This window comes from Candidatus Delongbacteria bacterium (assembly GCA_020634015.1).
Taxonomy (GTDB): Bacteria; CAIWAD01; CAIWAD01; order CAIWAD01; family CAIWAD01; genus JACKCN01.
This window is the reverse complement of record JACKCN010000001.1, coordinates 541734-557783: the sequence shown is the minus strand read 5'-3', so window position 1 is coordinate 557783 and position 16050 is coordinate 541734. Positions and strand designations below refer to the sequence as shown.

At 59.2% G+C, this 16050-nt stretch carries 10 protein-coding genes; 8 read left to right on the top strand and 2 right to left on the bottom strand.

Annotated elements, in window-relative coordinates; genetic code table 11:
- Positions 1–33: 33 nt before the first annotated feature.
- Genes H6678_02315 through H6678_02300 form a run of 4 tightly spaced genes read left to right on the top strand, consistent with a single transcriptional unit; the run spans position 34 to position 1867 of the window.
- Positions 34–243, top strand: a complete 210-nt coding sequence (locus H6678_02315) for a DUF1289 domain-containing protein (GenBank protein MCB9472625.1) — start codon at positions 34–36, stop codon at positions 241–243.
- Positions 243–662, top strand: coding sequence for a YjbQ family protein (locus H6678_02310; GenBank protein MCB9472624.1), 420 nt, complete (start codon positions 243–245; stop codon positions 660–662). The genes H6678_02315 and H6678_02310 overlap by 1 nt, the downstream gene beginning before the upstream one ends.
- Positions 659–1222 (top strand): adenylate kinase, encoded by a 564-nt coding sequence (locus tag H6678_02305; GenBank protein MCB9472623.1) that lies wholly within the window; start codon positions 659–661, stop codon positions 1220–1222. Before H6678_02310 ends, H6678_02305 begins: the two co-directional genes overlap by 4 nt.
- A gap of 12 nt (positions 1223–1234) precedes the next feature.
- Positions 1235–1867, top strand: coding sequence for a class I SAM-dependent methyltransferase (locus H6678_02300; GenBank protein ID MCB9472622.1), 633 nt, complete (start codon positions 1235–1237; stop codon positions 1865–1867).
- 219 nt (positions 1868–2086) lie between these two features.
- Here H6678_02300 and H6678_02295 read toward each other — a convergent pair whose 3' ends face one another.
- The gene (locus H6678_02295; GenBank protein MCB9472621.1) at positions 2087–3625 is read right to left on the bottom strand and encodes a glutamine synthetase; all 1539 of its coding nucleotides are present in this window, start codon (positions 3623–3625) and stop codon (positions 2087–2089) included.
- Between the two features lie 287 nt (positions 3626–3912).
- On the opposite strand from H6678_02295, the gene H6678_02290 reads away from it, so the two are divergent.
- The 4 genes from H6678_02290 (at position 3913) to H6678_02275 (ending at position 13264) form a co-directional block, all read left to right on the top strand.
- A complete protein-coding gene (locus H6678_02290) occupies positions 3913–5169 on the top strand; it encodes a mechanosensitive ion channel (protein ID MCB9472620.1) in 1257 nt (418 codons plus the stop codon).
- A 2058-nt stretch (positions 5170–7227) separates the two neighbouring features.
- Entirely contained in the window at positions 7228–7680 is a 453-nt protein-coding gene (locus tag H6678_02285) for an ash family protein (protein MCB9472619.1), read from the top strand.
- A gap of 515 nt (positions 7681–8195) precedes the next feature.
- The gene (locus H6678_02280; GenBank protein MCB9472618.1) at positions 8196–11318 is read left to right on the top strand and encodes a T9SS type A sorting domain-containing protein; all 3123 of its coding nucleotides are present in this window, start codon (positions 8196–8198) and stop codon (positions 11316–11318) included.
- A gap of 838 nt (positions 11319–12156) precedes the next feature.
- A protein-coding gene (locus H6678_02275) for an IS3 family transposase (protein ID MCB9472617.1) occupies positions 12157–13264 on the top strand; the annotation gives its coding sequence in 2 pieces (ribosomal slippage) (positions 12157–12410 and positions 12409–13264; 1110 coding nt in all).
- Between the two features lie 357 nt (positions 13265–13621).
- Here H6678_02275 and H6678_02270 read toward each other — a convergent pair.
- Positions 13622–16012 (bottom strand): hypothetical protein, encoded by a 2391-nt coding sequence (locus H6678_02270; protein MCB9472616.1) that lies wholly within the window; start codon positions 16010–16012, stop codon positions 13622–13624.
- Positions 16013–16050: the final 38 nt, after the last annotated feature.

Below are 16050 nucleotides of genomic sequence, written 5' to 3'. Positions count from 1 at the left end.
GTCCAGAACCGACCCCGTCACAATGGGAGACCCATGGCCGAACAACCCGCATCCCCGTGCATTGGCGTCTGCGAGCTGGATCGTCAATTGGGCATCTGTCTGGGCTGCCTGCGCACGCGCGATGAAATCGCCGGCTGGAGCCGATTCGACGAGCCTCGCCGCCAGCAGGTCCGGGATCGGCTGGCCGCCCTCAAGGCCCGCAAACGTGGGGCGACGGGGTCCTCAGCGCCCAGGGAGGAATGATGCGCAGCTACCGCCGGGAACTCTGGTTCCGCACCGACAGGCGGACCGACTTCGTCAACATCACGCGCGATGTGGAGGAGTGCATCCATGAAAGCGGGGTGCGTGAAGGCCTGGTGCTGGTGAACGCCATGCACATCACGGCCAGCGTGTTCATCAATGACGCTGAGACGGGCCTGCATCGTGACTTCAGCGTCTGGCTTGAGAAGCTGGCACCCCACGAGCCGGTGGACCAGTGGCGCCACAACGACACGGGCGAACTGAATGCTGACGCGCACCTCAAGCGCCAGTTGATGGGGCGGGAGGTGGTGGTGGCCATCAGCGAGGGGCAGTTGGACTTCGGCCCATGGGAGCAGATCTTCTACGGCGAATTCGACGGCATGCGCCGCAAGCGCGTGCTGGTGAAGATCATCGGAGAATGAGCCGGCCGCTTGATCTGGACCGGGTGAATGTGATCGGCACCAGTTGCTGCGGCAAGACGACCTTCACGCGGTCGCTGGGGCGCATCCTGGGGCGGACGCCCACGGAACTGGACAACCTCTACTGGCTGCCCGACTGGGAACCGCGCCTGCTGTCGGACTTTCGCGCCCGTGTCGATGCCGTCACACGCGAACCCCGCTGGCTGGTGGATGGCAACTACAGCCCCGTGCGCGATCTGGTGTGGCCGCGCGCGACCCTGCTGATCTGGCTGGACCATTCCTTTTCGCGTGTGTTCGCACGCTCCCTGCGGCGCACGGTGACACGCTGCGCCACCGGGGAAGAGCTGTTCGCGGGCAACCGCGAGAACTGGCGACTGGCCTTCTTCAGCCGCGACTCGATTCTCTGGTGGGTGATCAGGACCTGGAAGCGCCGACGACGGGAGTTCGAACGTCTCACGGCACAGCAGGACTGCCCGCCCTGCCTGCGCTTTCGCACACCGGGCGAGGCCCGGCGCTGGCTGGAGGCACTCGAGGCCTCAACGCATGCGAACCATCCCGAATGAAAGAGACCTGAGATGCTGAATACACGCAGTCCGCTGCCCCGCTCATTCCTCAAGCAATTGCAGACTCTCGAGCAGTGTTATCTGGACGAGAGCGACCCGATTCGCCAGAGCGGTTTCGCCGGAGGTGCCGAACGCTGGCGCGCCGAACGCGAGCCCCTGCTGGAGGGCGTGCATCGCAGCGGCAGTTTTCTGGATGTGGGCTGTGCCAACGGCCATCTGCTGGAATGCGTGATGCAATGGGCGGCTGAACGGCAGATCACTCTGGAACCCCACGGGCTGGACGCCGGGGATGGCTTGATCCAGATCGCGCGCGAGCGGCTCAAGCTGCCTGCGGCCAGCCTGATCTGCTGCAACGCCTGGAACTGGTCGCCCGAACGCACGTACGATTTCGTCTACACTCTCGTGGACTGTGTGCCCGTCGAGCGGCTCGAGGTCTACCTGAAACGTCTGTTGCGGCGTGCCGTGACTCCCGGTGGGCGTTTGATCGTGGGGGCCTATGGCAGTCGCAGTCGCCAGCGTGCCCCGTTCCCGATTGACCAGTTCCTGCGCGACCACGGTCTGGCGGTCCTTGGTGTGAGCCATGGAGGAGATCCGGAAGTCACGCGCTTTGCCTGGGTGGAACGGGGTGAGGGGGAAGTTTTTTGATTTGTCCGGTGAGGAGATGACCAATGAAACGGCCCGGGGGTGTTGATCCCGGGCCGTGTTGGTTTTTGGGGGTGTGCGTGGAGTTGCAGTGCGGAAGGGTTGAGTGATTCCCGGATTGCGCGTCGCTTCATCGGGCCCGGCAGGAAGCCGCAAGCGTGTGTGGCACAGCGACCTGTGTGGGGCGCAAGTGGCCGACGGGATGTGTGGCTGTGCGTTGGGTCAATTCTTGTGCAGGTCCTTGTGGAGGATGCGGCGGGTTTCGGTTTCGCGGGCATCGGGCTCAAGACTGGCGAGCCAGGTGTGCATGCCGGAGTCGTTCTGGGCGCGCAGGCTCTCGGCGGCCCAGTCGATCATGCAGGCGGGAAAGACGCCGTTCGCCTGGTAGATCTCGCGCTCCGCTTCCAGTTCCGCGGCGCTGTCGGTGCAGGAAGGCGGCAACTGGGCCAGGCGATCGCGCACACTGGGATCGGCGGAGATGTCGCCCACCACATAGAGATCCTCGACCGTCCGCAGGGCGTCCGGATCACGGAAGCCGCGCACCGCGGCCATGCTCATCCCGGCCAGCAGCAGATGCACATTGGCGCTGCCGTCCGGTGAGCGCAGTTCCACGGTCTGGCTGGCGGGCAGCTCGGCCTGGTCGACGGTTTCCTTCGGATTGAAGAGCGCGGTCAGCTGTTCGCCTTCCTTCCAGCCCAGTGGCACACGGATCAGCGCGCTGCGGTTGAGATCGCTCCAGCAGATCCGGGTGGGAGCCTCGTGGTTGGGGACCAGCCTCAGGTAGGACGAGGACACGGTATTGCCGAAGGCCGTCAGCGAGACGGCGCTGCGGCAGAGGCCCGCGATCAGGCGACGCGCCGGTTCCGCCAGTTTGCCACCCTCGGCACGCATCACGCTCTGGCCGTCGCGCATCAGTTCAAGATGGATGTGCATGCCGTTGCCCGCGGCGTCGTCGCAGATCTTGGGCGCGAAGGAGGCCACCATGCCATGGCGATGGGCGATGTTGCGAATCAGCCAGCGCGCGATCACCAGAGTGTCGGCCAGTTCGTCCAGCGGCTGCAGCAGCAGTTCGATTTCCAGCTGCTCGGCCTGGCAGCCATCGATCTCCACCAGTTCACTTTTCAGATTCTCGACGAAGCCCACTTCGTTGTGCCCGTATTTCACCCCATAGGTCGAGCGGTTGATGGCGTCGATCATCTCATTCAGCACGCTCCCCTGTTTGCTGAAGGGGCCGGTGGCGTGATACCCACGCTGGCGCGGAGCGGGGTAGAGCGCCTTCTCGGGCCGGCTGAAGAGGTAGAATTCCAGTTCTCCCAGGCCGCGCATCTCGAGCCCGGTTTCCTGGCGCAGCAGGCCCAGGGCCCGGGCGAGGATGTTGTCGGGAGCAAAATCGGCCGGTTCGCCATTGGGTGTCACGAAACGACAGATCAGATTCAGGCTCTGCTCGTCCAGCGGATTGATGAAGGCACTGCGGTAGAGCGGCAGCACATACAGGTCCGAGAGTCCCGCACCGACCAGGCCGCTGAAGAGTGAGGAGCCGTCCACGCGTTCACCGCGGGCCAGGATCCGGTCCGCCTGGGCGTGATCCAGCACGGGCATCTTCAGTTCCTTGAGCTTGCCATCCAGGCCCGTGTAGTGGAATGTGATCCGGCGAAGACGCCGGGTCTCGATCACCTTCAGCAGGTCCTGGCGTGTCCAGTCCGCGCATGGCTTGTCAATGATTTCCATCATGGGGTGCAGGGGGGCGTAGGCCGAATCCATTCTTCCTCCGTTGGCGGATGCTGGCACGGTTGTCTCTGGCCGGGCACAAGGGCAATGATGATCCCAATGGGTCGCGGGAGGCGACTTGCTCAAGGTCAATCGGGGCGTGCCAGTCGCCGGGACAGGTACGGGCAGGGGATGTCCACGGGAGACTGCTGGCTCGGGGGCGGTTTTCATGCCAAGACCAGAGCCTTACCTTCAGGCCCACGTGGGCGACCCGATGTCCGCACCACTCCCTGAACCCCCACAAGTCTGGAGATGCTCGTCCTGCCATGCAAGAAGCCCTGATGAACCAACTGCTCGCCTGGGGAATGGAACCGCGGGCCAGTCTGATGCTTTCGAAACTGGCCCTGCTGCTGCTGATGGCCTTTGGATCCTGGGCCGCCTACCGTCTGTTGGCCCGGCTGGTGATCGGCAGCCTGAGCCGGATCATCGTGCGAAGCAAGACCCAGTGGGACGACCTGCTGCTCAAGAACCGGGTGCTGGAACGTGCGGGCTGGATCGTGCCCGCGCTGGTCGTGCACTCCTTCGCCCACACCTTTGACAGCATCGACGAATTGCTGCGCCGCACGGCGCTGATCTGGATGCTGCTGGTGATCTTCAGCGTGATCTCCGCGCTGCTCAACACAGCCACGGACATCTACAATTCCTTCGAGGTGGCGCGCAACCGGCCGATCCGCGGGTATGTGCAGGTGGCCAAGATCGTGCTCTTCATCTATGCGGGCGCGCTGGTGCTGTCACTGATCCTGGGCAAGTCGCCCCTGACCCTGCTCAGCGGGCTGGGCGCGATGACGGCCGTGCTGCTGCTGATCTTCAAGGACTCGATCCTGGGGCTGGTGGCCGGAGTGCAGCTCACCTCCAACGACATGGTGCGCATTGGCGACTGGATCCAGATGGACGCCTTCGAGGCCGACGGCACCGTGATCGACATCTCGCTGCACACGGTGAAGGTCCAGAACTGGGACAAGACCATCAGCACGATTCCCTCCTATTCAATGGTCTCCAACTCCTTCCGCAACTGGCGCGGCATGGAGGAGTCCGGAGGACGGCGGATCAAGCGCAGCCTGCTGCTGGACATGAACAGCGTGCACTTCTGCACTCCCGCCGAGCTGGATCGTTTCCAGGCCATCGAGCGCATCGCCGATTACGTGGCCACCCGGCGCAAGGAAGTGCGCAACGACAGTGTGACACACCATGGCGATCCCGGTGAACTGATCAATGGCCGCGCGATGACCAATCTGGGCACCTTCCGGGCCTATGTGGTCGCCTGGTTGCGCAGCCATCCCCTGATTCACGCGGAGATGTCCTTCCTGGTGCGCCAGCTTCAGCCCGGCGAGCACGGGCTGCCGCTCGAGATCTACGTGTTCAGTCGCGAGCAGCGCTGGGCGCAGTTCGAGGATCTGCAATCCGACATCTTCGACCACCTGCTGGCCGCCATGCCCGTGTTCGGCCTGCGCACCTTCCAGGCCCCGTCCGGCGGGGATCTGCGCAGCCTGGCCGACGCTCTCATTCCGACCCTGTCGCACAAGGAAACCCCACGATGAAAAATCTGCAACTCACCGTGTTGCTGGCCAGCGGCCTGGCCGTGGCCCTGGCTCTCTGGCAGACTCCCGCGAGCGAGACGGCGATTCCCGGTTTCCGGGAGTGGAATCTGGCTCACCCTGTGCCGCTGGGGCAGGGCGGCAAGGCCATCGCACGAGCCGATTACGAGCGGATGAAACTGCGCAATCCGGCCACCGGCGAGATTCCCCGCGCGATCCGCAGCCGCGAGCAGGCCTTCGTGAGCCAGCTGCGCCGCCAACCCGTACACAAGGGGGCACAGGTCTTCACCGAGGACTGGGAGTACCGCGGCCCGGTGAACATCGGTGGGCGCACGCGGGCGCTGGTGCTCGATCGCAACACGCCCGGCCGCCTGCTGGCAGGCTCGGTCAGCGGCGCGCTCTACGAAAGCCTGAACGCCGGGACCGACTGGCAGCGCCTGACGTCCATGGAGCAATTGCCCGGAGTGACCTGCCTGGTGCAGGACCCGCGTCCGGGTCATGGCGACACCTGGTACTACGGCACCGGCGAATACGTGGGCAGTGGCTCGCGCTCGATCAACAGCCGCGTGCCCGGGTACTTCGGTGACGGCATCTTCGTCTCCAGCGACGGTGGCCACAGCTGGAACCAGCTGGCCAGCACGGCCACCACGCCGTCCAGCTTCGGCAGCCCCTTCGACGTGGTCTTCGATGTGGTGGTCGATCCCGGTTCCACGGGTGCCGGTCGTGTGTACGCCGCCTGTTACGGCACGGTGATGCGCAGCGACGACGGGGGCGAGAACTGGTCCACGGCTCTGGGCAGTTTCCAGTCGCTGAGTTCCGCCTGGACCCACGTGCACGCCACCGAGGATGGAGTATTGTATGCCGTGCTCAGCAGCGCCTGCACGGACGCGGGTATCTGGCGCAGCACGGACGGCGACACCTGGACGGAGATCACGCCCCAGGACTGGCCCTCTGCCTGGAATCGTGTGATCTGCGCCGAGGCCCCTTCGGATCTGGACCAGGTCTATTTCCTGGGCGAGACGCCGGGAGCGGGGTTCATCGGGACAGGCGGCGGACACAGTCTCTGGCACTACCAGGCCGATACGGGCGTCTGGCAGGACCGCAGCGCCAACCTGCCCGACCTGCAGGACGAGGTGGACCTGCCCTTCGGCTACGATTATGCCAGCCAGGGCGGTTATGACATGACCATCCGGGTCAAACCCGACGATCCACTGGCGGTGTTCATCGGCGGCACCAGCCTCTTCCGCAGCACCGACGGCTTCCAGGGCACGGCTCCCGTGCGCTGGATCGGGGGCTACAACTACTATTACGGCCAGTTGCCCGGACCCGAGGGCAGCGACGTGAGCTATCCCAACCATCACGCCGACGTGCACAACATCATCTTCGATCCGGCCGTTCCCGACCGGATCTGGAGCAGCCATGACGGCGGCATCAGCCGCTGCGAGGACGCGATGGCCGAGCCCGGCCCCAACAACCCCTTTCCCTGGGTGCGCAGCCAGGGCTATCCCACCACGCAGTTCTACTGGGTCTCGCTGGACCGGCTCTCGGACGATGACCCCAAGATCCTGGGCGGCATGCAGGACAATGGGACCTGGATTGCCGTGGCCGATGGTGCGGACACGCCCTGGGTCAACGTGCGCGGCGGCGACGGCATGGCCTGTGCGATTGGCGGGGCCAGTCAGCCCGAGCAGCGCGCGCTCTACGCGTCCACCCAGTACGGCGGCAGTTTCGTCCAGTTCGTGATCGATGAGAACGGCGAGGTCGTGGACGGCAACTGGATCACGCCCAACGCGGACATGCAGCGCTGGATCACACCCTTCTTCGTGGACCCCGCCGACAACAGCCGGATGGCCCTGGCCGCCACCAACGAGCTCTGGCTCAATGACGACCTGTTCTCAAACCCCGGTGACAACTGGCGTGTGGTTTCCTCCACCACGTTCAGCGATGGCTGGCTGACCGCACTGGGCCTCTCCAGCGAGCCCGCGGGCCGGATCTATTATGGTGTGTACGACTACTCGAATGGTCAGGAGAATCCAGTGAGCCGCGTGATCCGGCTGGACGATGCCTGGGGCGAGGACCCGCTGCCGATTGACGTCAGCATTCCCGAGTTCCCGGCGGGTGGCTGGATCCACTGCATCACGGTCAATCCGCTGGATGCGGATGAGGTCCTCGTGGTGTTCACCAATTACGAGGTGCAGAGCGTGTTCCATACCACGGATGGTGGCCTGCAGTGGACGCCCATCGGGGGCAATCTGGAAGAGTTTCCCGATGGCAGCGGGGCCGGCCCTTCCTGTTACTGGGCCCAGATCGTGCATCGTGGGGATGTGCCGCTGTACCTGCTGGGCACCACCACGGGGCTCTGGTCCACGCGCCTGCTGGACGGTGCCGCCACCGAATGGCAGCTGGAAGGTGCCGACCAGATCGGCACGGTCTGGGTCACGGCGCTGGATGTGCGTCAGTCCGATGGCACGGTGGCCGTGGGCACCCATGGCCACGGAGTGTTCAGCGGAGTAGTGCAGGAAACCGCCGTCGAGTCTCCGGGCCAACCCGCCGCACTGCCCACGGACTTCAGCCTGCGGCCCTTCGCGCCCAATCCCTTCAACGGGCGTGGCGAACTGGTGGTGGATGTGGTGCGCGCGGGAGAGCTGAGCGTGGATCTTTACGATCTGCGCGGAGCCCGCGTGGCCAGCCTGTTCCAGGGCGAACTCCCCGCGGGCCAGCGTCGCCTGGTGCTGGGGGCCGAAGGACTGGCCAGCGGAGCCTATCTGCTGCAGGCACGCTCGGCCAGCGGAGAACGCCACAGCCAGCGGATCACTCTGGTCAAGTAGTTCTGACAGCTGAAAATCCCCGAATTGCCGGCCCCGCGGAACCCGGGGCCGGCAATTGTCGTCCTTGCAGGGGAAGTTTGGCGAGGCATACAATTGAGTGCCCATTCCGCCGGAGATTGACTAACCTTTCGAGAGTCTGTCCTGGCGAGGCGCAGTGGTACGGTTCCGTGCCTTGCCCCACCCACACAAAGGAGTCCCGGCATGTCCCTGCATCCCGTTTCCCGCACGCTCTGCCTGCTGGCGCTGGTCGGCGCGGTCGGTGCGGATCCGGCCCCCCAGTACTGGCTGGACAGCCAGCCCGAAGGTCGCTCGGTACTGCGCACGGGGTTCTACATCAATTGGTCGCCCAATGGCGTGCGCTCCAGCGACGGCAATCTGGTGCTGGCCTGGTCGGACGCCCGCACGGGCAACTTCGATGTGCATGCCCAGAAACTCTCGGCTGAGGACGGACTTGAGCTCTGGAGCCAGCAGGGCGAACCGCTGCTGGTGAGTGGAGCTCCGGATCAGCAGGCCCAGCCGCTGACCATTGCCGACGACAGCGGAGGAGCCTTCGTGGTCTGGTTCGATTTTCGCGACGGCAATGGCGGAGGAGCACTGTACGCCAATCGCATCGGCGACGGGCCCGGGGGAACCGGTACCACTCTATGGGCCCAGGACCTTGAGATTCACAGCGGGTCCCACATCGACCCCGAATACATCGCCGGTGACCTGCTGGGCTGCACGGATGACCAGGGCGGCTTCTGGCTGGCCTGGACTGACCAGCGCGCCGGCAACTGGGACCTTTTCCTGAGTCACGTGGACGCCAACGGCGTCATCGCCGCGTTCAGCAGCGACGGCATGCCCATCGCGGACGACCCGGCCGCCCAGCACTCGGTGCGCCTGCTGCCCGACGGTGCCGGCGGAGTCTGGCTGGGCTGGATCGACGAGCGCAACGGCCCCGACGGCGACCTGTTTGTGGAACACGTCGACTCCAGCGGACAGCGCGCCAGCGGCGCCCGGGGCGCCCGGGTGCGCGGGGGAGCGGCCATCCAACAGGAGCCCGCCATCGCGCTGGCCGCCAACGGCCTCTGGCTGGCCTGGACCGACCGGGAGTCGGACATGCTGGGCGATGTGCGCCTGCAGCGAGTGAACACGAATCTTGAGAACCAGCTCGCGGCCGAAGGCCTGCCCGTGCGCTCCGAGTCCGGCATTCGCGAGAGTGCGCCCGCCCTCTGCAGCCTGCCCGGCGGTGAAGTGCTGGTGGGCTGGGAAGACAGCCGCGACGAGCCCTCGGCCGTGGATGCCGACCTCCGGATCCAGCGTGTCTCGCCCGACGGGACCTTCCTGCTGGCCGCCGCGGGAGCTGCACTCTGCAGCGTGCCCGGCAACCAGTTCGAGCTGGAACTGGAATGGGCCGATGGGTCCGTGCTGGCACTCTGGCGCGACCAGCGCTTCCTGCCGCGCAGCAATCTCTATGCGCAGAAGCTGAACCTGAATGGGCAGCTGCAATGGCAGGACACGGGCATGCCCCTGCTGGAAGAAGAAGCCCAGAACCGCACCTCCGATCCGGTGATCCTCAAGGACGGCCAGGGTGGGCTGCAGGCGTTCTGGTTCGATGAAGGGCACGGCGCCCCGGGCCTGCGCACCCAGCGACTGGATGGCAATGGCAGCACCGTGCTGGGCGAGCGCGGGCAGGAGATCAGCTGGGGCCCCGCGGGCGAGCTGAACAAACTGCGTCTAGTGAACACGAACTCGGGGTTGTGGTCCTTCTGGATCGAATCGACGACCATCGCCGGCAACGACCGCCTGTGTGTGCAGAAGGTCAACCCGGACACGGGTGACCGCCAGTTTGCCCGCGAAGGCCAGGTGGTCGCCCCGGATCTGGATGGCCGCACCCAGGCCTATGCACTGCTGCCCGCTCCCGATGGCGGGGTGTATGTGGGGCTGGAACTGGGCGAATCCCTGGGGCAGCGCTCCTGGTTGCTGCGCTTGGCTCCCGGTGGAGAACTTCTTTGGAGCACGCCGCTGACCCAGACCTTCGACCCCTCCGGGGACGGCAGCTCCTACCAGCAGCACCTGAAGCTGGCGTTCAAGGATGGCAACGTGCTCGCGGGCTGGAGCGGGATCTGGAATACCAATCTGAGCTTCCATACCGATCTGGGCATCCAGTGCATCAGTCCGACCGGAAGCCCACTCTGGGGTCCCGATGGGGTGCAGCTGAGCGCCACCCCCAACCAGTCCGAAGATCTGGAAGCGCTGCTGATGAACACGGCGGGCGAGATCCTCTTCATCCACTCGCTGCAGCAGTTCGCCGATGAGATGTATTACGGGTTGCGCCTCGGGCCCGATGGCCAGCCGCTGGCCCTGCCCCTGCTGGAATTCGCCACCGAGCCCCAGCGCCGACGCAACCTGCAGGCCTGCGAGCTGGCCGATGGCGGACTGGCGCTGGTCTGGGAAGTGCAGGAGGATGATGGCCGGACCACCCTGCGCGGAAAGGGCTACAACCCCGACTTCAGCCCCCGCTGGCAGCAGGACTTCGAGGATGGTGTGCATTCGCGCGTCTACACGCGTGTGGTTGCCGATGCCTGGGGTGGAGTGGTGGTGTCCAGTCTGGACTATGATGCCCAGTTCAGTCAGTATGCGGGGCTGAAACACGTGCTGGCCGACGGCAGCCTGCGCTGGACCGAACCCGGTGCCGTGACCCAGCCCCAGGACGGACGCGAAACCGATCCCGGTACTCTGATCCTGCCGGCGGAGGAGTCCTGGACTCTGGCCCAGGCCCTTGTGCAGCACGGTCAGGAGGGCGAGGGTGACGCGATCTTCCTCAGCGCGCACCGGCTGGACGAGGCCGATCCACAGAGCCTGGAATCCCTCTGGGGCAGCAGCCTCTTCCGCACGAGCGAGCTGCGCACCTTCCTGGAGCTGGCTCTGGCCCCCGATGGCGAAGGCGGGTATTACGCGGGCTGGGTCGAGCAGATCCGCCTGCGCACCCAGTGCTGCACCCAGCCGATCCGCAACGTGCACCTGGCGCGCGTGGGCACGCCACTGACCTCGGTCGAAGCTTCCGACGTGCTGCCCCAGCGGCTGGAGCTGCGCAGCTGGCCCAATCCCTTCAATCCCTCAACCCGGCTGGCCTTCCAGCTGGACCGCCCCGGACAGGTGACCCTGCAGGTCTACAATCTCCAGGGACGACTCGTGGCCACACTGCTGCAGGATTCCGCTCTGGGCGCGGGCACCCACAGCATGACCTGGGAAGCCGACTCCCGCCTGGCCAGCGGTACGTATCTGTTGCAACTGGCGGTGGGCGAGCAGAGCACGACCCGCAAGGTGCTGCTGCTGCGCTGAGAGTGATTCAGCAAACAAGAAGGGGCGGACCGCTGAAGTGGTTCGCCCCTTTTGTATGTCATTGAGTTCAACCGGTGGGCCAAATGGAGAAAGCAGCCTGGTCACCAGAACTTTGGTGTTGAAAACGATCATCAATGTTCGTGTTGCTTCCGGACTTCAAGTATTTCGGTTTCAATCTCAACTGGTGAGGGCTTGCTGTTGCTCAATCTTATTGCCCGCCGTTGCAGCTCGGCAACAGCGTCAACTGACCGTGCTTGCCGGAACGCTGACAACGACTCTTCCAGGTTTGACTCATTGACTGCAACCAGAATTGCGATGGGTCGGCCGTTGCTGGTCACGATCATTTCGCGGTCCACTGGTAGATCGCGCCAGACTTCAGAGGACTTCCTGCATAGGTCACCTACGCTTATGAATCTCATGATGGTCTCCAATTGTGGGCCGCAATGTGCCACAATGGCCAGGCATATCAAGCGAATTCTGCTTTCCCGAAATCCAGCGGTTTGGCATCAGAACCCAGAGTACCCAGCAACTGCAGGCAGTGTTGCCCAGAATTGCTTTCCGTGGATGATCCGAGAGATACGAGCAAGGTGCACCAGAGTGTAGACTCAGATTCAACCGGAATAGTGGGTCTCAGCCTGGTCTTGCAGTACGACATCGACCGAGATCTCCACCGCCGGAATCGAGCCTCTGTTCTCAAGCCAGTGCAGAGTGTTCCGGTCCTCAGGCCAGCTCAGTTCTGGTCCATGCTCCGTGGTGACCCTGTAACCATCCCCAAAATCCGGGCCATTGATTCTTTGAGTTCTCCGGCCTAATCTGGCAAGGCAAAGGAGATTCCCCGATGAGAAAGTCCCGCATCAGCGAAACGCAGATCGTTACCATTCTGAACGAGGTCGAAGCTGGTCGAGCAACCAAGGATGTTTGCCGGGAATACGGCATCAGTCCGGCGACCTACTATGGCTGGAAGGCCAAGTTTGGCGGCATGAACGCCTCGGATGTCAAACGCCTTAAAGACCTGGAAGAGGAGAATCGGCGTTTGAAGCAGATGTACGCCAGTTTGAGTCTGGATCACATGCTGCTGAAAGAGGTACTCGAAAAAAGCTCTGAGCCCGGCAGCACGTCGTGAGCTGGTCCAGAATCTGATGAATGATCCTGGGTCCAGTGAACGTAGGGCTTGCCGGGTGGTTGGACTTCCGCGGTCGGATGCCGAGTACCAACCGAATCCTGACCGGGATCGGAATGTGATCGATTGTCTGATCGACCTGGTTGAGCGTTTCCCGCGCTACGGCTTCAGAAAGCTGTTCAAGGTGCTGAGGCGCGAAGGGAATTCCTTCAACCACAAGCGGGTTCACCGCGTGTACTGCCAATTGAAACTGAATCACAGACGGAAAGGGAAACGGAGAGTGCCCAATCGCAACCCGGCTCCTCTCAGCATTCCAGAACAGTTGAACCAATCGTGGTCCATCGACTTCATGTCGGACAGTCTATGGGATGGGCGAAAGTTCCGGACCTTCAATGTGATTGATGACTGCAATAGGGAGGCACTGGCCATAGAGATCGATCTGAACCTGCCTGCACCCCGCGTCGAGCGCACTCTGGACCGACTTGCGGCGCGCCGGGGGCACCCCCGGCAAGTGAGGATGGACAACGGACCCGAATTCGTATCCATCGCCATGGCAGAATGGGCAGCAGATCACGCTATCCAGCTGGAGTTCATTCAACCCGGCAAACCAACCCAGAACTCCCTGGTAGAACGATTCAACCGCAGTTTCCGCGAAGAAGTGCTGGACTTCCATGTCTTCGAAACCCTGAAGCAGGTGCGCGAGATCTCGGAAGACTGGCTGGTCGAATACAATGAGTCCCGCCCCCATGAAGCCCTCGGAGACCGAACACCGGGGGAAATCAGAGACCTATTGAAATGCCGGAACTCCGAGAATCCCTGGCCCTAAAAGCGGGATGGTTACAGATTCACCCGACCGGATCACTTCACAGTTGCGGATCGAGCACGCGAGGCACGACTTGTCCTTACCTGCATCTCCCGCGCGACATCTCAGGCACTCGTTCTTGTCTCGCACGTAAACCATTCACAGGCCGCAGTCCATGCCGCACGTGCTATCAGCTCCGGTACCAGCTTCTCTCTAGGCTTCACGCTTAGGGGCACGTGCCTCCACCTCCTGTCGGTCTATCGTTCTGCATTAGCTGTGACCAGCATGGTGCGAACTTCGCTTACCAAGTCAGACGCGAAAGCTTAATCCATTGGCTGAAAGCCCTCAAGTCCAAACACGACTAATAAATAATTTCAGGTCTTAGGCATTTTTTGCAATCAAACTCTCGACTATTGGATGAAATTTAAAGTAACATCGAGATGGAGAAGTTTCGAGAATCGATTGTAGCTTTGAGTCTTTGTTTATTAGCCTATCCCATTGTACGATTTGATTATTCTCAATGGCATATAAGAACTCATTCCTCAAAAAGAATGAAAGTAAATGCTGTTTACAGTCAACATCATCAGACTTGCAATTTTGCATAATGATGCCTTCAAGTATATCAAGTGGAATTCTTGGCCTATCATTATTTTTATGTTTAATATCACCTAAGACTTTTCCAAAATTTACTGAAAATGGCAAAGACAATAGTTCTGCTTCTATTGACTCGAAGACATGTATTGCGTAATAATTCATAGCTGAGTTGAAAACTCTTGTATCAAATCGCTCAAGCTTTAGGCTTCTTGCAATCATGAAAAGGTGATTAAATACAAACAAATAATCTCGTGGCCGGGGGTAAACATATTTTTCCATTTTTTGCATAAACTGACGAATTGAGAAATCATCACTGAGTATGTTTGCAATATGTTCGATATCATATTGTGCCAAACGAGCATTAATCATTCTAAGTAGATCTTCAGTATCCCATTTCAGTATAACCTTAGTAATTTTGTCCTTTTGAGTAATTTCATTCTTAATCGTTTCATATATATCTCGACGAATGTAAAGATTGATGGCATAGTCATTAACTCGATTTCCAAACAAACTGTTACACACTTCATGCAGATTGAATATCATAAGCATAATTAGACCGCTGTTTCTCTGCACAGTCAAATTCGAATCTAGGCCGTCAATACTTAAAACTATTGCATATTGAGATTCTTTAATGAATTCTATTACACTACTAATCAAATCAACAATTTTGTTCTCATAGAATTCTTTCTGTATTGATCTGACATCCAAAGAACCATTAGTTTTTATTTCTTCTATGATTTCAACCAAGTTCTCAGTCACAGTCCTTCCATTATCTAGAAAATCACAAGTCTTTGTAAACTCCATGAATTGGTTCGCAGCACTCTGAAGATCTTGAAAATGGTATTTATCAGATTCATTAATGAACTCGGCTATTTGTTCTGCAATTATAGAGAAAACTACAAACTTCCAAAATGCTACTACAATTTTGTCTTGATCATTTGCATTTGGAAATTGAATTGCAAGATCATAGATATCGTTCAAATTGAATTCTGTAAACTGATGGCGCACAATAATTGTTTTTGCTGCTCTTGACGATACATTATCTCTGTAGAATGCCGCTGTCTTTCCTGTCCCTTTACGTCCAATGATCAGTTTGTATCCTTGTCTAGAAATCTTTTCAAGTTCTGCTGTTTCTACATAACAACTTTCAAGGAACCTTTTGTCATTTTCTGCTATATGTTCTCCTAAATCAATAGCATTAAATCGTGTTGATTTACCCGCATTCGAGCTACTTATGTATGAATTGATAATCGCAAACGATTTCGAATGTTCGTTAAGAAATTGATATGTAAAATGTTTTGCATCCTTTGGATTGTTGTACTGTTTGACAATTGAAACAATATCTGATGGTTTTGGGCTATGTATGGAGTTCATAATCAGCACTCGTCGGCCTGTGCTGACGGCAAGTCCGCCTACGAATGCACACTTTAGGAAGTGATGATAACTTTCTTGCGTACTCGAGTACCCCATGTCTATAATAACAGCATATGACTTTGTCAATTGTTTAATGTACCATGAAAGACTGTGTTTTTCCTCTTGTGGATCATCAAGTATTACATTGAGATTGCCCTGATTAAGTTCATTTTCTATGCCCTCAGATGCTGCTTGATAATCACTATTCTTTAGATATAGCAAGCAATTTGCAGTAATGTTTGTATTGTCTGATAAGATGCTTGCGTTATTAAATGTGTTGATGGTTATTGGGTTTTCCTTTTCCCAAAATCGTTTCTTGAGTAATTTTGAACTAAGCTTGTTTTTCTCATATCTGGCAATTCCAATTCCAAGAAGAAGTTTCAAAAACCGATCAATGTTCTCATACTCAAAGTCTTGCCCAACGATTGGGAATAATTTTTTGTTTAGCCCTAATGAGTAGCCATATTCAAATATCACATTGAAATTCAAATCTGACATTTCAACCATTACTGCTTTAGATTTAACGATCTCCTTGCAAATCTCGCAGAAAATCAAATTATTTTCGATTTCGATATCTGTTTCCCAAGAAGTCCATTGTATGCTTGAATTTGAATTCAAATACTCCAAAGCGCCATTAATTTGGTCTACAACTAATTCGTCATGGCTCGAGTACGCAGTAAAGACCTTATTTTGCTCTGTCAATGTTTCTATTCCGTAGGGGCATACATTACAAGCAAACTGGCAGTATTTCTTACCGAAACTCATTTCGGATCTCCTGTGTTTTCACAAATGGATTTACATCT